At 41.8% G+C, this 18,228-nt stretch carries 19 protein-coding genes; 10 read left to right on the forward strand and 9 right to left on the reverse strand.

The annotated features are described in order from the left end of the window. Positions 1-97 precede the first annotated feature (97 nt). Positions 98-721 carry an FMN-dependent NADH-azoreductase gene (locus H6G14_RS23390; protein WP_190570114.1) on the reverse strand — a complete coding sequence of 208 codons (624 nt, stop codon included), beginning with the start codon at positions 719-721 and terminating at the stop codon, positions 98-100. A gap of 216 nt (positions 722-937) precedes the next feature. Here H6G14_RS23390 and H6G14_RS23395 point away from each other — a divergent pair, with 216 nt between their 5' ends. After that, entirely contained in the window at positions 938-1,270 is a 333-nt protein-coding gene (locus H6G14_RS23395; protein ID WP_190570117.1) for a winged helix-turn-helix transcriptional regulator, read from the forward strand. 24 nt (positions 1,271-1,294) lie between these two features. On the opposite strand, the gene H6G14_RS23400 is transcribed toward H6G14_RS23395, so the two are convergent. Genes H6G14_RS23400 through H6G14_RS23415 form a run of 4 tightly spaced genes read right to left on the reverse strand, consistent with a single transcriptional unit; the run spans position 1,295 to position 3,557 of the window. Next, positions 1,295-1,675 carry a salt stress protein, Slr1339 family gene (locus H6G14_RS23400; protein WP_190570119.1) on the reverse strand — a complete coding sequence of 127 codons (381 nt, stop codon included), beginning with the start codon at positions 1,673-1,675 and terminating at the stop codon, positions 1,295-1,297. A gap of 2 nt (positions 1,676-1,677) precedes the next feature. After that, positions 1,678-2,283, reverse strand: coding sequence for a vWA domain-containing protein (locus H6G14_RS23405; protein ID WP_190570121.1), 606 nt, complete (start codon positions 2,281-2,283; stop codon positions 1,678-1,680). Positions 2,284-2,324: 41 nt separating this feature from the next. Then, entirely contained in the window at positions 2,325-2,930 is a 606-nt protein-coding gene (locus H6G14_RS23410) for a vWA domain-containing protein (protein WP_190570155.1), read from the reverse strand. Positions 2,931-2,951: 21 nt separating this feature from the next. Beyond that, on the reverse strand, positions 2,952-3,557 hold the full coding sequence (locus tag H6G14_RS23415) for a vWA domain-containing protein (RefSeq protein WP_190570123.1): 606 nt from the start codon (positions 3,555-3,557) through the stop codon (positions 2,952-2,954). A gap of 192 nt (positions 3,558-3,749) precedes the next feature. Here H6G14_RS23415 and H6G14_RS23420 point away from each other — a divergent pair, with 192 nt between their 5' ends. Both H6G14_RS23420 and H6G14_RS23425 read left to right on the forward strand, forming a co-directional pair. Further along, positions 3,750-4,427 (forward strand): potassium channel family protein, encoded by a 678-nt coding sequence (locus H6G14_RS23420; RefSeq protein WP_190570125.1) that lies wholly within the window; start codon positions 3,750-3,752, stop codon positions 4,425-4,427. 4 nt (positions 4,428-4,431) lie between these two features. Next, complete coding sequence (locus tag H6G14_RS23425) at positions 4,432-4,992, forward strand: DUF3124 domain-containing protein (protein ID WP_190570157.1); 561 nt, start codon at positions 4,432-4,434, stop codon at positions 4,990-4,992. An 88-nt stretch (positions 4,993-5,080) separates the two neighbouring features. Here H6G14_RS23425 and H6G14_RS23430 read toward each other — a convergent pair whose 3' ends face one another. Further along, positions 5,081-6,634, reverse strand: a complete 1,554-nt coding sequence (locus H6G14_RS23430) for a cation:proton antiporter domain-containing protein (RefSeq protein ID WP_190570127.1) — start codon at positions 6,632-6,634, stop codon at positions 5,081-5,083. Positions 6,635-6,871: 237 nt separating this feature from the next. Here H6G14_RS23430 and H6G14_RS23435 point away from each other — a divergent pair, with 237 nt between their 5' ends. Continuing rightward, positions 6,872-8,353 carry a site-2 protease family protein gene (locus H6G14_RS23435; RefSeq protein WP_190570129.1) on the forward strand — a complete coding sequence of 494 codons (1,482 nt, stop codon included), beginning with the start codon at positions 6,872-6,874 and terminating at the stop codon, positions 8,351-8,353. A 61-nt stretch (positions 8,354-8,414) separates the two neighbouring features. On the opposite strand, the gene H6G14_RS23440 is transcribed toward H6G14_RS23435, so the two are convergent. Both H6G14_RS23440 and H6G14_RS23445 read right to left on the reverse strand, forming a co-directional pair. Then, positions 8,415-9,323 (reverse strand): Rpn family recombination-promoting nuclease/putative transposase, encoded by a 909-nt coding sequence (locus H6G14_RS23440; RefSeq protein ID WP_190570131.1) that lies wholly within the window; start codon positions 9,321-9,323, stop codon positions 8,415-8,417. Positions 9,324-9,446: 123 nt separating this feature from the next. Next, positions 9,447-10,697 (reverse strand): glycoside hydrolase family 10-like protein, encoded by a 1,251-nt coding sequence (locus H6G14_RS23445; protein ID WP_190570133.1) that lies wholly within the window; start codon positions 10,695-10,697, stop codon positions 9,447-9,449. Positions 10,698-11,108: 411 nt separating this feature from the next. On the opposite strand from H6G14_RS23445, the gene H6G14_RS23450 reads away from it, so the two are divergent. The 5 genes from H6G14_RS23450 (at position 11,109) to H6G14_RS23470 (ending at position 16,307) form a co-directional block, all read left to right on the forward strand. Then, the gene (locus H6G14_RS23450) at positions 11,109-11,606 is read left to right on the forward strand and encodes a hypothetical protein (protein WP_190570135.1); all 498 of its coding nucleotides are present in this window, start codon (positions 11,109-11,111) and stop codon (positions 11,604-11,606) included. A 471-nt stretch (positions 11,607-12,077) separates the two neighbouring features. After that, complete coding sequence (locus tag H6G14_RS23455) at positions 12,078-13,865, forward strand: hypothetical protein (protein ID WP_190570137.1); 1,788 nt, start codon at positions 12,078-12,080, stop codon at positions 13,863-13,865. A gap of 106 nt (positions 13,866-13,971) precedes the next feature. Continuing rightward, on the forward strand, positions 13,972-14,592 hold the full coding sequence (locus tag H6G14_RS23460) for a FeoB small GTPase domain-containing protein (RefSeq protein ID WP_190570139.1): 621 nt from the start codon (positions 13,972-13,974) through the stop codon (positions 14,590-14,592). Positions 14,593-14,617: 25 nt separating this feature from the next. Continuing rightward, positions 14,618-16,081 carry a ferrous iron transporter B gene (locus H6G14_RS23465; protein WP_190570141.1) on the forward strand — a complete coding sequence of 488 codons (1,464 nt, stop codon included), beginning with the start codon at positions 14,618-14,620 and terminating at the stop codon, positions 16,079-16,081. 1 nt (position 16,082) lies between these two features. Next, positions 16,083-16,307: a FeoA family protein gene (locus H6G14_RS23470; RefSeq protein WP_010996278.1), complete on the forward strand. Its 225-nt coding sequence runs from the start codon at positions 16,083-16,085 to the stop codon at positions 16,305-16,307. Here H6G14_RS23470 and H6G14_RS23475 read toward each other — a convergent pair whose 3' ends face one another. Beyond that, complete coding sequence (locus H6G14_RS23475) at positions 16,308-17,300, reverse strand: methyltransferase domain-containing protein (RefSeq protein ID WP_190570143.1); 993 nt, start codon at positions 17,298-17,300, stop codon at positions 16,308-16,310. It abuts the gene before it with no gap. Positions 17,301-17,675: 375 nt separating this feature from the next. Between H6G14_RS23475 and H6G14_RS23480 the strand changes: the two genes are divergently transcribed. Further along, on the forward strand, positions 17,676-18,116 hold the full coding sequence (locus H6G14_RS23480; RefSeq protein WP_190570145.1) for a YidH family protein: 441 nt from the start codon (positions 17,676-17,678) through the stop codon (positions 18,114-18,116). Positions 18,117-18,228 lie beyond the last annotated feature (112 nt).

Raw genomic sequence — 18,228 nt, forward strand, 5'->3', positions numbered from 1 at the left:
AGAACGTAGCCACTTGAGTGTTAATTATTAACGTAAGTTGCTAGTTATTACATCATAGTTACATAACTAGCAACTTACGTTAGTGTCTCACCGATCGCTACCAATTAGCTACAGCTTGAGCGATCGCATCCTTCGCATCTGCGAGAGATTTTTCACGAGCATCTTCGCCCATGTTCAAGGACTCAGCATGGATGAAGGTAACATCTGTTAGTCCCATGAACCCTAAGATAGCACGGAGATAAGGTTCTTGATAGTCATAGGCTGCATAGGGTGTTCCTGGTGGATAACTACCACCGCGCGAGGTAATAATTAGTACTTTTTTGCTGCTATCAACTAAACCTTTATAGCCATTTGCATCAACACTAAAGGTACGTCCTGCACGAACTATTTGGTCAATGTACGCCTTGAAAGTAGAAGGTATATTTAAGTTATACATCGGCACACCAAAAACTAAGCGATCGGCGGCGAGAAGTTCATCGATGAGGCTATTAGATAGTTCTATGGCTGATTTTAGTTCAGGGGTGTGTGATTCTGGTGAAGAAAAAGCCGCAGCAATCCAAGATTCATCTACATGGGGAACAGGGTTATGACCTAAATCCCGGTAAGTTACGGTATCACCAGGATGGCTATCTTTCCAAGATGTGATGAACTCGTAAGAGAGTTGGCGGGAAATAGAGCGATCGCCTCGTGGACTAGAATCAATGTGAAGGATATTTGCCATAAATAAATTATTTACCGTTACGCAGAGAATAGTTGTCGGTACTGAGTGTTAAGTTGCAAGACTATTTACCGACGAGTCAGAATGTACTGACTCATTACTCACCACTCATCAATATATTTGTCAAGTTCAAAAGTACTTGCTGAATCGACTTTAAACTATGTAAAGTTGATATGAAAAGTACGCACTTAAAAGTAAGCTACTTACTTAAAAGTAACTATGAAAGCTGAAGCACAAAAAGATGAAAAGCTCACTTGTGAAGTGGAAACCACTTTAAAGGTAATTGGCGGACGCTGGAAGGTTTTAATTATCAGAGAATTAATGTTAGGTGTCAAACGATTTGGGGAATTGCAGCGAGCCTTACCCGGAATTACACAAAAGATGCTTACCCAACAACTGCGAGAAATGGAAGACGACGGGATTATACATCGACAAGTTTATGCACAAATCCCCCCAAAGGTAGAATATTCTCTAACACCTTTGGGGGAAAGCTTACAGCCAATTCTCTATGCTATGCACGAATGGGGTGTGAAGCATTTAGCAAACAAATAATCACCAAAGCCAAAGTTATTTCAATTAGTTACTTTGCAAATATTCAATTGCTGCTTCTAATTTAGAGGGGTAGCTTTCAGCAAATCTTTCAAACCAAAGTCCTTCTGGAGAAAAGGGGTCTAGTTTTTCTAACCAATTTTGTGCTTGCTGTTTTAAAGCCTCTCGCTGTTTAGCTTTGATTTGTTCTTGTCGAAGTCTTTCTTGTTCTAGTTCTTGCTGTTTTCTCAGTTCCTCAGCCGCATCTTCAGCAGCAATATCTGCTTGAACCTCTGCCAATAGATTATCCATCATGGATGATGACTTGGGTTCAGAAGGACTGAAGGATTTGAAGATATTTGGTTGTTGTGTTTGTTCGTTCTCGTATTCAGCTTTGATTTGAGATAACAGCTTGTCTAGAGCATCCATAGCTAATCTGTAATAGCATTAAGTAGCACTTCGGAAAGACTCAAATCTTCCATATCTTCCATTGTAATGGTGTCACAGATATCAAATTTAGCACCAGCACCTTGCAATTCATCATCTAAAACTTTGAGAAAGCGGGTTGCTTGAGCATCTGAGCCGACTTGAATGAAGGAAATGGCTAATTCTTCATCTTTATCCATCCGGCGGGAGGCTTCGATGATCACCCTCATCACGGCTTTGCGATCGTCTGGTTCACCATCGGTAACTACTAAAATTGTCTCACCATTGGGCTTAGTTTTACCAGCGCCTTTGCGTTGAAAATAATCATCAGTTGCGTGTTTTAGCACAGCCGCTAAATCAGTGGTTCCAGATGGGTCATTTTCTTGAAAAATTTGATTAACTTTGGCTGAGGTAACATTTTCATAGCGCTTAAATCTGCCAGAAAAGACATATACAGTAATGCCATCTGGATCAAATTGTTCGCATTTACTAGCTAACGCCAAGGTAGATTCTTGTGCAGTTACCCAGCGATTTCTACCACCTTTTTGATCAGGGGTAGCCATACTACCACTTTTATCGATAATGAGAGTGTAATCACGATTTTCTAGCATCAATAAATTCTCCCATCGCTAACAAAAATAATTAAAATTAACTAGTCAATAATCGCCTTCATCAGCACATCTGATAAATTAGTTACTTCTAATTCATCTAAAGTGATAGTGTCACAAATATCAAACTTAGCACCCACACTTTGCAGATGATCATCCAAAGCTTTAAGAAACTTAGTTGCGTGGGAATCCGAACCTACTTGAATAATGGAAATTCTCAATTCATTAGCATTTTCTACAAGATGAGTCGCTTTAATAATGACTTCAAATACAGCTTGACTATCAACAGGTGTGCCATCTGTAATTACTAAGATGACTTCTCCTGCGGGCTTTGTTTTTCCTAGAGATTTGCGCTGAAAGTAACTATTGATGGCATCTTGAAGTACGCCAACTAGATTTGTGGTTTCGCTGGGGGAATTTTCTGCAAATAACTGTTTAACTTTGGCTGAAGTTACATAATCGTAACGCTGAAAAGTTCTAGAAAATAAATAGACAGTAATACCATCAGCATCAAACTCCTCACATTTACGAGCTAAAGCAAAAGTTGATTCCTGTATGACTTGCCATTTGCTATTTCCACTATTGCCATCTGGATTGGCCATGCTGGCGCTGTGGTCGATAATTAGGGTGTAATCACGATTTTCTAACATCATATTCAGTTGAATTAATAACTAATCAGTGATTGCATTCATTAACACATCTGCGAGGCTCATATCTTCTAAATCTTCCAGGGTGATGGTATCGCAAATATCGAATTTAGCACCAACACTTTGCAATTGATCGTCTAAAGCTTTGAGAAACTTAGTAGCTTGAGCATCTGAACCTACTTGAATGATGGAGATACCCAATTCTTCATCCCGTTCCATCTGGCGGGTAGCATGAATGATGGTTTCAAATACGGCTTTGCGATCATCTGGTTCGCCATCAGTAATTACTAAAATTGTTTCACCATTGGGTTTAGTTTTACCCGCAGCTTTGCGTTGAAAGTAGTTATTCAAGGCATCTTGCAGTACACCTGCTAAGTTTGTTGTTCCGGCCGGGTCATTTTCTAAAAATATCTGGGCGACCTTAGCTGAGGTAACATCGTCGTAACGTTTAAATTTGCCAGAAAATAGATAAACAGTAATACCATCTGGGTCAAACTGTTCAGCCTTCCTGGCTAAAGCTAGGGTTGACTCTTGGGCTATTTCCCATCTGCTTCTACCACCTGCTTGGTCAGGGGTAGACATACTACCGCTTTTGTCGAGGATTAGTGTGTAGTCGCGATCGCTCATCATAGTATTCCTTAAATTATTACCCTGCCGTTCTAGTCTAGTTCACACATCTCTGGTATAGGCGAAGACTTTAAGCTTTTGTATCAATCCTTGTGATCTTTTCATCCTTGGTGGTGAAATTTATGTCCTGGGAAACTGCCTTAGTCATCCGTCAACTACAGTGAAGTAAGGAATCTTGGAATATCAGGAGTAGTCATGTACGTACTGATTGGTGGAGCCGGCTTAGTGGGGTTAAGCCTGGCGCAAAAACTGGTGGAACTGGGGCATACTGTTGCCATAATTGATGTTGACCATACCGCTTGCCGTTACGCTCGTGAACAAGTAGGAGCAATGGCTTTTGAAGGTAGTGCGGTGAGTACAGAAGTATTGTTAGAAGCGGGAATCCGTAAAGCTGACGCTTTGGCGGCTGTTCTCAGAAGTGATGCCTTAAATTTAGCAATGGTAACACTCGCTAAACACTACGGTGTTTCCCATATTCTGTCACGGATGCGCCATGCCGATTTTGCTGAACCATTGCGTCTGGCAGGCGCTAATCATGTTATTAGTACTGTTGAACTGTCAGTTTCCACGATGGTGAATGCGATCGAGTATCCACAAGTGGAATCAATGATGCACTTTGAGCAAGGACAGATTGAAGTTTTAAAAATTTCTATTCCCAATAGTTGTTATGTAGCCAATCGTAGCCTAGCCGAAATTGCTCAGGATTCTCGCTTTCCCTCAGGTTCCCTCATTATTGGCTACCAACCCCATCCCCACGAAGATTTGGTAATTCCTAATGGTAGTACCGTACTAGAATCGGGTTCAACTATATTAATTGCAACCAAACCAGGTTCTCTGCATCAAGTGATTGACTTTATCGAAGGATGTAAATAGTTTGATGAAGTTTTGCCGACGTTTTTGTTTAGCGATCATAATCATGGTTCTTGTGTCTTGTGCATCAACCAAGACGACCTTAAAGCCTTCAAAAAAAAATACTTTAGCGACCCCATCCCAAAAGGTGGTGACTCTAGATAAAAATTTTCAGATAGCAATGGGACAAACCATCTATGTTCCCATCTATTCCCACATTTATCATTACAATCGCCAGGAGGTTTTTAATTTAGCCGCTACACTCAGTATTCGCAACACAGACCTGTCAAATCCAATCATCATCACTTCTGTGCGTTACTATGACTCAAATGGAAAATTAATTAAGCAGTATTTAGAACGTCCGATTCAACTTGATGCCCTAGCTTCTACTGACTTTTTTATCGATAAAAGTGATACTAGTGGCGGTTTAGGCGCAAACTTTATTGTCGAGTGGATAGCTGCAACAGCAGTCTCGGAACCGATAGTGGAAGCAATCATGATTGGTACTGATTTTCAGCAAGGAATTTCTTTTACTAGTCCTGGTAAGGTTATTAAAATTCAAAATTCAAAATTCAAAATTCAAAATTGAAGAAGGCAGGAGACAGAGGGCAGTCCCAATGAAATTTTTTTATTGGGACTGCCTTCTGTCTTTCTTTGATAAACCTGTGGAATAACTATTAATCATCGTCCAGTTGTAGCAACTTTTCATTAATAATTTGTATCCGATTCTGCCCAATATCTTGGGAGAGAATTCGTTTACGCATTGCTTGTGTGAGTGCGCCTTTTTCTGCTAGCAGTAAACGCCGACGGATAGCATCGAGTTTGCTAAGTGCGCCACTTTTATGATCAAATTCATCTGGACGGCGATTATAGAACTCTCGTAAAGCTTTTTCTGCACCTGCTACTTGTACTTGGTACGCTGAACGCATTTCCTCGTATACAGCTTTTGGTAACACTCCCGTTTTCAAGAGGGTATCTAATTCGTCTTGTGCGGCTTTGGCTGTGATTAGTTGGGCTTGTAATTCTTCAACCTGTTGCTGTGACTGTGAAAATTGGGATAATTTTAAACGTTTGACTAATAATGGTAAGCTTAACCCCTGCCCCACCAAGGACACTAGGACGCAGCCGAAGACTATAGTAATAAGACTTTCCCGTCCTGGCAGTGTGGTAGGTAAACTTAACGCCAAAGCCATTGACAGTGAACCTTTAATGTTGCCTAAAAACAATAAGTGTTGCCAGCGTAGTGGAATTGGCCTGTCAAACCAACTAACTCCTGCGAGTAAAGGATAGATTGTCAAAACTCGCCCGACTTGATAAGCCAAAACAGCCAGTAGAATTGCAGGCAAAGTTTGCCAAAGCGTGATTAGATTGATTTCTACACCAATTAGCAGAAAAATAAAGGTGTTAGCAGTAAAACTGGCATATTCCCAAAAACTCAATAAGGTAATGCGACTGGAAGCAGAAGTATTGCCAGACAGCCCAAAATTTCCGAAAATTAAACCAGCGACCACTACAGCTACAGCACCGGATACGCCTAAAAATTGTCCAACCTGAAAAGTTCCTAAGGCAACTGCCACAGTCAGCAGTAGGCTGCTTAGGGGATCATCTAAACGGTTAAATACAGGTATGCTCAGGTAGCCTAAGACTAAGCCAACAAGACAGCCACCCACAGAAATAAATAGCAGTTGTTGGATTCCCTCTATTAAAGTGAGCGAACCAGTCGAATATACTTGCAAAATTAAATTGAAGGAAACTAAGGCCGCAGCATCGTTAAATAAAGTTTCTCCTTCAACGATGGTAGAAAGGCGGGAGGGTACTGGTATTTCTTTAAATACGGCAATCATGGAAACTGTATCCGTGTTTGCCAGAATTACTCCTACAAGAAAAGCCGGTATCCAATTCAATCCCAGCCCAAATTTTAACAAGATGGCGATAATAGCACTGGAAAGTATAGCCCCTGGCCCTGCCAGCAGGGCAATTGGTTTGAATGTACTACGTAAGCGGCTGATATCTGTATTGATACCGGCTTCAAAGATAAGAATAGGCAGGAAAAGATTTAAAACCAGCGCCGGGTCTAAACCAATGGGACGAGACAAGAGTTCAGTTATAGGCAAACCTGCTAATACTAACCCTGTGACATAAGGAACTCGCAATCGCCGGGATAGCAACGCTACACCTGTGGCAACGAGTAAGAGAATAATAGAAATCTTGATTAATTCGGTAATATTCACGAAGATATGCAGAATTTATATGGTGTTCAATCAATTTTTGGAGGATACAGCCAGTTTGAACACTTCCCAAAGGATGAGAGGCTTGCATAAAGTTATCAATTGCAACTCTCCCCTACTAAAAAATGGAAAATTACCCCCTTTGTTATTTGGGCAGGTCACAACCTCGTTATAGATTGGTAATGTATCTATAACACCGGCCTAATTCGGGCTTAGTCTTTCACAGCGAAGGGTTGGGAAATGTTTGCTTCCTCAGAGACTTCTATACTGGGAATAATTTTACTTGTAGCTTTCACCATTTTGGGTTGGGGCTTTTACCGCGCCAGACCTTTTGGTAAACTGGGAATCTTAGCCTGGTTGCAGTCGGTGGTATTAATGGCTCCCTGGCTGTTATTTTTTGGTTTGTTTGCTGCCGGGATTTATATCAACATCGTCGGCATATTGTTCTTGGTCGTAGGTTCTGCTGGATTGTACATCTATTTGGGTAGACAGTTGCGATCGCTTGGACAAGATGCCATCCTCAAGCAACGGGCAACGGAAAGGCTGGCGGCTGAATCTTCACCAACGCCAGAAAATATCCCCCAGCCTGTGGGGGTAGTTGTAGAAATCATGCCAATCCCCGAAGAAGACTTAAATGTAATTAAAGGCATTTTCGGGATTGATACCTTTTTTGCCACAGAAACGATCGCCTACCAAGAAGGTGCTATCTTCAAAGGTAATCTACGCGGCGAACCCCAAGAGGTTCATACTCGTCTGAGTAAGAGTTTGCAAGACAAGTTAGGTGAAAAGTATCGCCTATTTTTAGTAGAAAATACAGACACTAAGCCTGTGGTGATTGTGTTACCCAGCACTAATGATCCACGCCCGACAACATTACCACAGAAGGCTTTTGCTGCCATCCTGGGTATAGCAACTATCGGCACTAGCCTAGAAACTGCTGGATTACTCTTGAATTTTGATTTATTTTCCACTCCAGCCAGATTGCCAGAGGCTTTGCCCATAGGGGTCGGGATATTTGCCATTTTAGTGGCTCATGAAATTGGGCATTGGTTACTTGCTCGCCGTCATCAAGTCCGCCTCAGCTGGCCTTTCTTTTTGCCGGCTGTACAAATCGGTTCTTTTGGGGCAATTACTCGCTTCGAGTCACTATTACCCAATCGCTCAGTATTATTCGATATTGCGGTCGCTGGGCCGATAGCTGGTGGGATTGTTTCTTTGCTCATGTTGATTGTGGGTTTGCTGCTATCCCACCAAGGCAGTTTATTTCAGTTACCCAATCAGTTTTTTCAAGGATCAATTTTGGTCGGTAGTCTAGCACGGGTTGTCTTGGGTTCGGCGCTGCAATCGCCTTTAGTCAACGTCCATCCATTGGTAATAATTGGTTGGCTAGGATTGGTCATCACCGCTTTGAACTTAATGCCAGCTGGCTCCTTAGATGGTGGTCGGATTATTCAGGCAATTTACGGACGTAAAACCGCAGGTAGAGCAACATTTGCTACTTTAATTGTGTTGGCATTGGTTTCTCTGGGTAATGCACTGGCGATGTATTGGGCGATCGTGATTTTGTTCTTACAACGGGATTTAGAACGTCCCAACTTGAATGAAATTAGCGAACCCGATGATGCTAGGGCGGCTTTATGCTTGCTTGTTTTGTTCTTGATGATTACTACCCTTTTACCTCTAACTCCTGCTTTGGCTGGGCGTTTGGGGATTGGTGGTTAGTTCAGTCTTAGCTATATCCTCGACTTTTTCTAAGTCGGGGATCTGAAAACTCAATTTCATCTTAAAGGGCTTCTAACCAAGCTTGTAAATTAGCCAAACTTGTAAAATCTAATAACGCTTCGCTCAAATCTTCGAGAATCGGTAGAGGTAGAGTGGAAATGTGCGATCGCATTTCTTGAGAAATTTCTCCAAATCGCTTAGTTAGCAATCGAATAACCAGATTCACAGCCTCTTGCTGTCTTCCTTCTTCACGCCCTTCTTCACGCCCTTCTTCCCGTCCTTCTTCCCGTCCTTCTTCACGCCCTTCTTCCCGTCCTTCTTCTTTAATCTCTCTATAAATTCTCGTTTCTTTAAGTGTAATTCCCAACATTTCTTCTACCTCTGTTTTACTTAATTGTTCAAACTTGTACACCATTATCGTTGTGATCATCTCTATTATGGCGCGGTTTGATGGTTGAGATGCTTGCTGTTGACTCCTTGTTAATAAATATCTAGCTTCCAAGGGTGCTTGTTCTTCATTTATCGTAGTTAAAACCATCAATGCTAACCATAAGGGCAAAGAGCGAATATCACCCAATTCATCTAAATACACTCGATGAACTTGGTTGCTGTTCAGTAATGCACGATGGGGATAAACATCGCTTTGTTCGGTATAGCGCGATGGATAAATGATTACCGCTTGCCAATCGCTAAATCTAGCACGGTTGCGGTAGAAGTATAACGCGGATTCTGCAAATACTCTTTCATAAAGCTGTTCATCTTTTTGGAACTGCACCTCACAGAAATACACAACACCAGGATTTTCGCTGTCTGGTGGTAAAAATACCCCATCGATTTCAAATTTTGGTTCTTTAACAGCTACCGAATCAAATCGATAAGACTCCGCATTTATAGGAGGGTTTGTCAATAATTCAAATAGTAAACTGGGAGATTGTTGGAACAGTTTATAAAATATCGAATCTCGACGCATGAAAGAATTTGGCTGATTTTTCGTTTATGGTTAACAGTCTCTGATAAAACTTAAAAAAGGGCAATTCTTTGCAGCCCCATACACCACAGAAGCCTCAATTCTTCCGTGGTGTGTCGCGTTTATTTATGGCTTCCAACCTGTAATCAGATTGGGATATTTGGCTGGTTGGGAGAATATTTGTTGGAAGCCGGCTTGACGTTTTGCGGATGCTTCCTGGCTGAGATTCCAGAGGGTTTCGTAGAAGAAGAAAGAAACGCCAGCAAAGTTGCGATCGCGTACTTTCTGTACTTGGGTTTGAATCTGTTGCATAGGTACGGAGCGATTTTTCAGCCCAGATAAAATCCCAATACTCACAGGGATATGTGCTTTGGCTGCTTTGACTTCTGGATATTCTAATTCTTGAACAAAAACGTTTAAATCATCCCGGTAAATTTGCAATACCAGTTCCTCAATCAGTCCCATTCTTTCCCATTTCTGCCAATCTGCTAAAAAGTAATCATAGGAGAAACGCTGAGGATTAGGTGCAACGGAAACCAAGCAATCTTTTTTAGTAGCTTTAATCGCTTTAAATACTCTTTGCATGAAGTTGGTAATTTTACTGGCTCTCCAACGTAACCATTCCGGATCACGGGGGTTTTTGGAGGGGGCTTGACCACGGTGTTCTTTTTTGTATAAAGCTACTGTGTAGGCATCGTAGCCTAATTCTGAAGGTAAGCCGAAATGATCGTCAAATTGAATACCATCAACGTCATAGTTTCTCACAATCTCCACGATTAAATCTTGGATAAATTGTTGAACATCTGGCCGGAAGGGATTTAACCATACGCGATCGTGTTTACCTTCCTTGACTATGCGACTACCGTTGCTGCGACTGGTTAACCATTGGGGACGGTTTTTGGCGAGGAGCGAATCGGCTGGAGCCATGAACCCAAATTCAAACCAGGGAATTACGGTTAGTCCTTGTTTATGTCCTTCCGTGACGATTTCTTTGAGCATATCTCGCCCCTGTAATCCTGGGGTGGGGTCGATCGCTCGTCCAATAACTTTGGCTGCAACTTTGCTGGGGTAAAGTGTATATCCCCAGTTCCACACTGCTGGATATACGGTGTTGAAGTTGAGTTTATCTAAACTTTGTAAAGATGTTTTGAGGCGATCTCGTTCAAATAATACATCACTATCAATATTGGTTAACCATACCCCTCTCAATTCAGATGCTAATCCTGCACCAGGCGTAATTTGAGCGTTTAAGGGAAACGATAGCATCACCGTAGCCACAACACTCAAAACCATCATTAAGCCAAAGAATACCTGCTTTTTAATTGCTGCAATATTAGGTAATAAAGATCCACTACACCACTTCACAAATACTTTCATAAATCGTTACAAACATCTGCTAAGAAAACATGAAGCATGACTGTAATAGTTAAGCAGAAGTTGCACCGTTTTGTTAGCGTTGAGTGGTCAGAAGCCTTGCCATAAAAGGCTGATAAAGTTGTCTTCAAATCGGCAAAACTACCTTTGGCATGGGATTTGCTAGCTCAAAAAGCTGGAAAATTTTCTGCTCTTACCTGTTTGTCAATCCCATATAATCTTTATATTCATTAGATAATTATGTAAATTTTTAACTAATTTTGGAAAAATAGTGTATCTTTATGGTGATTCTAAGTAAAAATAACGAAAGCTTAGGATAAAAAATCAAATAGTTACTTAAACAAGTAATAAGAATACACTAAGTAACTCTATCACTGTGTTAAGCAACTTTAGAAACCACGGATCAGGTTGATAATGAACAGCTTAAGTAACTCGCAAGACCTATTGACAGACATGACAGCCGCCACAAAAAGATTAGAAAGGGCGCTGATGCTGGCTACTGGCGAGTTCTCACTCATCTTAGCTTGTGCCAACTCTGTGAAAAAACAGCAGCAAACCCTTAATTCCTTACAAGAATCTTCTTCAACCAACATTCAAGAGATTACCCTCTCACCAACGGACGAGACACTATACACAACCATTAAAACCAGATTGGGCAATACTCAACCGGAAGTTCTGATGATTCGGGGTTTAGAATCGGTAGAGGCCATTAACCAACTCATTCTCAGTACAAATATCATGCGAGATGAGTTTCGTAAAGACTTTCATTTCCCCTTGGTATTATGGGTAAATGATGAAATTCTTCAGAAATTAATCTGGTTAGCACCCGATTTAAAAAACTGGGCAGCTAACACCATTAAATTCGATGGGGTTCAAAATCCACTGATGGAAACTTCAGCCCTAACTGCTTAAGACTGGTGGGGATTGGGGATTGGGAACAAAAAAGTAAAAAGTAAAAAGGTAAAAGATTTTTTCCTTTGACCAACTGTTTTCTATTTCTCTAGAAATACTTAGGAACAAAAAATTAATACACGAGCGTCCATCTTCACATATATAGCTGTCGCCAGTAGTGCTAGGACATCAACAGATGATACAACCTAGACACAAAAAGACTTTTCACCCAGTCCCCAGCTATATAGCCGTAGCCAGATAGATTAGGACATCAAGCTAAGAGCAAACGGTGACAACACAAGGCTTTCAAGTCTGTCAACCGTCAACCGTCAACCGTCAACAGCTATACATCAGAAGACATACCAGCAAGAAGTCCCAAGTAATGTTATCTGGGGAATAATTACGGAATTTATCTGATTTCTTAGGTATTAATTCTTGAACATTGCAATACTGAACTCTAGACGCTGATGTCAGCGTTTTATCTTAGGAATTATGCTGCCAATTTATCGTTATACTAAACAGGCTCAAATTATTACTGCTTTAATCTTGACTGGTATTCTATCTGTTGGTGGTGGGTTGACACTTATAAAGAACGCCAGCGCTTCATCTATCGATTTTTTAGCACAAAATGTTCCAGCGAACCGCTTACCGCGCCTTGTAGCTAATGCTGTGTTGCGGGATTTATCAAATAGAGAAGGAATTTCTTCCCTCTTTTTGAAAATCACTGATTATCGTCAACAAACTTGGCGCAATGGTTGTTTAGAACTACAGCGACCGGATGAACTCTGTTCTCAGGCTTTAGTTCCAGGTTGGCGAGTTGTAGTTTCTCGCGGTAAACAAACCTGGATTTATCACACCAATCAAAATGGTTCTGTGGTTAGGTTAAACGAACAACTTAACACAGGTAGATTACCCCAAAATGTGAGAAATGCTGTATTAGCAGAGGCGCGACAAATCTCAGGATTGCCAACTAGGGCTTTGAGTGTTGTGGAATTTCAGCCGACTAACTGGGTTGAAGGTTGTGAAGTCTCCACTTTTCCCAATCCTTGCGATCAAATTTTAGTCTCTGGTTGGCAAGTAACTGTAGGTGCTGGGAATCAGCGTTGGGTATTTGTCAGTAATGAAAATGGTGATAGAGTCCGGTTAGCAACTGGAAGTAATCCCAGTGCAAATTTACCAACATCGATTATAGATGAAGTGTTAGCGGATGCTTCCAATCGCAGTAGAAGCAAGATTGCAGTCAGTTCGAGAAATATTACCCAAGCAGAACGGGTGGTGTGGAGTAATGGCTGTCTAGATTTAGATGGGGGCGTTTGTACCTTCGCACAAGTGCCTGGTTGGCGTGTTACGGTCACAATAGGCCGGGAAAAGTTCGTTTATCACACTGACAATAACTTTTTAGTCAAGTTCAATCGAGCTGCTAGCACAACTACTGGTAATGTTAACTCTGGGCAACCAATACCTATTTCTGAAAGTGAATTACCGCCACCTTTAGATAGGAATGTGGTCTTCCGCTCAATTGCGAGTGGTGGTTTTACTGGCAGAACCTACGAGACAATTTTGCTCAATGATGGTCGATTGATTCGTGTGCAGATTGGTAATGCTAATGATTCTGAACGCAGTGTGCGCCGTCTGAGTCGCCAAGAATTACAGCAATTTCAGCAGTTGCTACAACGTTATAGAGGCGAATTTAATAATCTGCGCTACCCCGCACCCAGAAGCAGTGCTGACTTTATCACTTACACTCTTACTAGCCAAGAAGGTACAGTGGAATACAATGATATTTCTGTAAATAGCGTACCGAGAAATTTACAAGCTGTTATTACCGCTTGGAATCAAATTAACGATACCCAAATCTCAGATGATGGTAATCTCAACCCTGTACCGATTCGTCCCAGCGAGTTACCACCACCTTTAGATCAAGGTGTAGTATTTCGAGAAATTTCTAGCGGTGGCTTTGCGGGTAGAACCTACGAAACAGTATTACGTGATGATGGTTTGTTAATCCGTGTGCGGATTGGGGATGCGAATGATTCTGAGCGCAGTGTGCGCCGTGTTCCTATGCAGCAAGTACGTCAATTCCAACGGTTGCTAGAACGCAGATCACAGGAGTTCCAAAATATTAATTACCCAGCCCCTAGAGGTGCTGCTGATTTTATCACCTACACTCTGACCAGCGAAGACGGTACAGTACAGTACAACGATATTTCTCAGAATAACTTGCCGCAGGATTTACTGGGAGTGGTGCAAGCTTGGAGGGATATTGTGGGGAATAGGTAATTGGGAATGGGTAATTGGGTGTTTCTTGATATTAGAAGATTTCCTCACAAGTTCCTCATGTTTCTCGTTGAGAATAATGTGCAGTTAATCTCAACGAGAAATTCTTATGGATTGTCACAAATGTAAATCTCAGGGTCAATCTTGTAAAAAGCGATCGCCTAAATCGCTATTTTTTCCTAAAAGTCAGCGACCATTGACTGACAATATTTCACACAATCCCCAAATTGCTTTGGTAGGAATGCCCAATGTTGGTAAAAGTGTGTTGTTCAATGCACTAACGGGAATTTATGTCACAGTTTCTAATTACCCCGGTACAACTGTAGAAGTAAGTCGTGGGTTGGCGCAGATTGGGGAACAAAGCATCACAGTGATTGATACACCAGGAATGTATTCACTACTACCCATCAGTGAAGAAGAAAAAGTTGCCAGAGATTTATTGCTTTTAGAACCCGTAGTTGCTGTGGTTCATGTGGTAGATGCAAAGAATTTGGGAAGAATGCTGCCTTTAACTTTTCAACTGATAGAAGCTGGACTACCAATTTTACTCGCTGTCAACATGATGGATGAAGCCCAACGTTGGGGGTTGGATTTGCGACCAGACTTACTGGAGATGGAATTAGGGATTCCAGTAGTTTGTATGGCGGCTGCTTTGAACCAAGGTATAGATGAATTGCGACACAGGATAGCTTCACTTCTGCCAGTTCAGGTTGCCATGATACCAGCGTAAGTATTTGATATCAGGAGAAAAGGGCATGATTAGCCAAGTTATCTATCCAGAACCAATTGAAGCAGCGATCGCTCAACTAGAATCGTGGTGGCAGACATTGGGCAATCGCTATTTATTTCATAATTACTCACTATCACCTCGTAGCCTGGCTTTATTGTTGTTACAGAAAGACCCAGGATTATGGCAAATATTACAACAAGACCAAGAACAGTGTCGTCATCTGGAAGTTTTGATTACTGTTACCCAAAATCAACTTCATCAACCTTTGGGGCTAGCGATCGCTAATACTCGTCAAAGTCAGGCTCGGACAATAGAAAGATCAGTGTTGCATGAAACCAGAGAAGCGCGATCGTCAATTACAGAAACACTCCACCAACTCACAGTCAACCCTATTACTGGCTTCCCTATTCTTGTGGTTATTCTTTACTACGGAGTTTACAAATTTGTCGGTGAATTTGGTGCAGGGGAACTAGTAGATCGCATCGAAAGCTTTTTTGAAGTACAAATTAACCCATTAGTCAACCAAATCACGGCGCAAATCATTCCCTGGCGACCAATTCAAGACTTGATTGCTCATGACTATGGCATTATCACCTTGGGAATCCGTTATGCTACAGCGATCGTTTTACCTGTAGTTGCCACTTACTTCTTGATGTTCTCGTTACTAGAAGATAGCGGCTATCTTCCACGTTTATCTTTAATGCTGGATCGCTTATTCAAATCCGTCGGTTTATCTGGTCGTGCAGTCATTCCGATGGTGTTGGGCTTGGGGTGCGACACAATGGCAACAATAGTCACCCGCACCTTAGAAACCAGACGTGAACGATTAATTGCCACCTTTTTACTTTCTCTGGCCATACCTTGTGCAGCACAGTGGGGTGTAATTGTGGGACTACTGGCACAAAAACCAGCCGCCTTATTGTTTTGGGGAGGTTTTATCACCGCCATCTTCCTAGTAGTTGGGTATCTCACCGCCAGATTGCTACCTGGGACTTCCGGCAGGTTTTACATGGAAATTCCCCCTTTACGTTTGCCCAAATTACGGAATGTTTTCACTAAAACCTGGGTGCGGATGAAGTGGTATTTCTTGGAAGTATTACCCTTATTTATCTGGGCATCTGTGTTGATTTGGGTGGGACGTTTAACGGGATTATTTGACGTAATTATTCGCGCCATTGAACCTCTCACCTTGGCTTTAGGAATGCCAAAACAAGCAGCCCCCATATTTCTCTATGGCTTTTTCCGTCGAGATTATGGTGCAGCCGGACTATTTGATTTGCAGCAACAGGGAAGCTTGACAGGTAATCAGTTAGTGATAGCTGCGATCGTTTTGACTTTGTTTTTACCCTGTATTGCCCAATTGCAAATGCTGATTAAGGAACGGGGAACTAAAACTACTTTGGCAATAGTACTGTTTATTTTTCCCTTCGCCTTCCTTATGGGATATGTTGTCAACCTCGGTTTAATATTATTCGGAGTGAACTTTTAATATGAACGCCTTATCAACAGTTAAAGTCGGTCAACCGCAAACGGTAGTAAGTTTACGAACTCAAGATCAGGCTGTACTACAAAAGCTGATGGCATTCGGGATTTTACCGGGGAGCAAGTTGGTGCTAGAGCAACGCTTTCCATCCTATATCATCATGGTCGGCAGAACTCGCACCGCCTTGGATCGAGAAACAGCACAGTGTATTTTTGTGGAATCTCGCAATTGATTACTTTTGAGCAACCTTGATCGCAGATGTCTGTTCTGCTGATGATGTTACAGTGTCAGCTCGTAAAGCGCTGAACATCCCAAATCTACAGAGTCCCGTACCAAATGCCAGCCTCATCAGTAGTAGGGTAGGCACTTCTCGCAGAGATTTAATGAAACCAGATAGACCAAAACGCACCAATCCCTCCGGTCTAGCTATTCCTTGCCAGATAGAATCCAGCCAAGAGGGGAGTGTTTGTTTTGTCCAGTCTGCGGTGATTACCTCCCCTTCTACTAATCCCGTTGCTGCCAAAAGCTCAGAAAAGCCTTCAATGCTGGAAAAAGCTGGATGAGACCACTGATCTAGTAGTTGCTGCATTACTGGTTTCTCCCAAAAATTGAGGGGTTTTTGGCGATCGTCTCGCTGATTCCAGTCGGCTAAAACCATTATTCCACCAGGCTTTAGCACCCGCATCAATTCTTTGGCAAAAATGGCTTTATCTGGCATATGTGGGCCAGCTTCAATTGACCAAACTACATCAAAACTACCATCTGGGAAAGAAAGCGCCATCGCATCATCTACCAAAAACTGTGCATTCAGTTCCTGAGGTGTTAACTGCTGGGCGCGTTGGACTTGTTGGGGGCTGATAGTGATACCTGTAACAGCAAATCCATAATCCCGTGCCAAAATGCGACTACTACCCCCAATTCCACAACCAACATCTAACAGGGTAGTACCAGGGGGTAATTTATCCAAACCACCCCAACGCACCATTTCATGGACAAAATCAGATTTAGCCGTCAGAAAATCTTTCCTTTGCGGTGGCGAACCATAATGACCTAAATGGATATGTTCGCCCCAGTAAAACTCTAAAATCCCGTCTTCAGTCCACTGGTCGTAGGAATTGGCTACGGAGTTAGATGATTGATAACGTCTAGCAGTAATGAGATATAACGCGATACCTGCCGCTAGTAGTGTTAAGAAAAATACCAGTGTAGAAAACAACCAATTCATGAAAATAAAGCCTTAACATTTATATACAATTTTATCCCATTGCTTTCTTCGCAGAGTTTAACTATTCACGCCTACCTCATTACTTAGAACTGTATGTAGGGTGGGCAATGCCCACTATATCCGGGTTTTGGTGGGCATTGCCTACCCTACAGATACTTAGGAACACCAAAAAATCAATTATCTGGTCTGGTAGGGTGCGTCAGTATGAATAATTTCTGAGTATAGTTAGGTTCTATCGAACTGACGCACCCTACATTTGGATATTTTTACTGGAAGTCCTTACGTTAATTATTACTAGCGAATGATAGAGAAAATAGCTTTTGCTGATAATATTTCAGTTTTGGTATTCCTCTAAGCCAAAGAACCAATTACTTTATGAATAAGCTGCCGAAAATAGACCGTCAGCGAGAGCATCAAGCGAATGAACGGACTTTTTTAGCTTGGTTACGAACTTCTATCGCCTTGATTGGTTTTGGGTTTGCTATTGCGAGATTTGGGTTATTTTTGCGTCAGCTTGATATGGCGATTTCACAAAAAGAAACTTATGTCAATCCTCTATTCAACTCAGAGAATTTAGGGATTGTTTTGGTGCTTGTGGGAATTTTGGCGATCGCTCTAGCTGCATGGCGTTACAATCAAGTATTCTGGCAAATAGAGCGCGGCGACTATCGACCCAATCGATTGGCAGTATGGTTGATGACTGGAGTCGTGATGATTTTGGGGTTTTTAAGTATTCCTTTACTCTTGTTACGGGAGCAATCCATACCGCGACCATCTTCTATTTTCAAGCAGCCAAAATCTGAAAATATTCGTTAATAGTCAATAGTCAATAGTCCACAGTTAAAAGATAGTGGAAATCATCCCGAACCTCTACCCCAGAAAATGCAATTAATTAGCTAAAAAGCCGATTAATTAGGCAGTTTACCAA

The sequence above is a fragment of the Nostoc parmelioides FACHB-3921 genome, assembly GCF_014696625.1.
GTDB lineage: Bacteria > Cyanobacteriota > Cyanobacteriia > Cyanobacteriales > Nostocaceae > Trichormus > Trichormus parmelioides.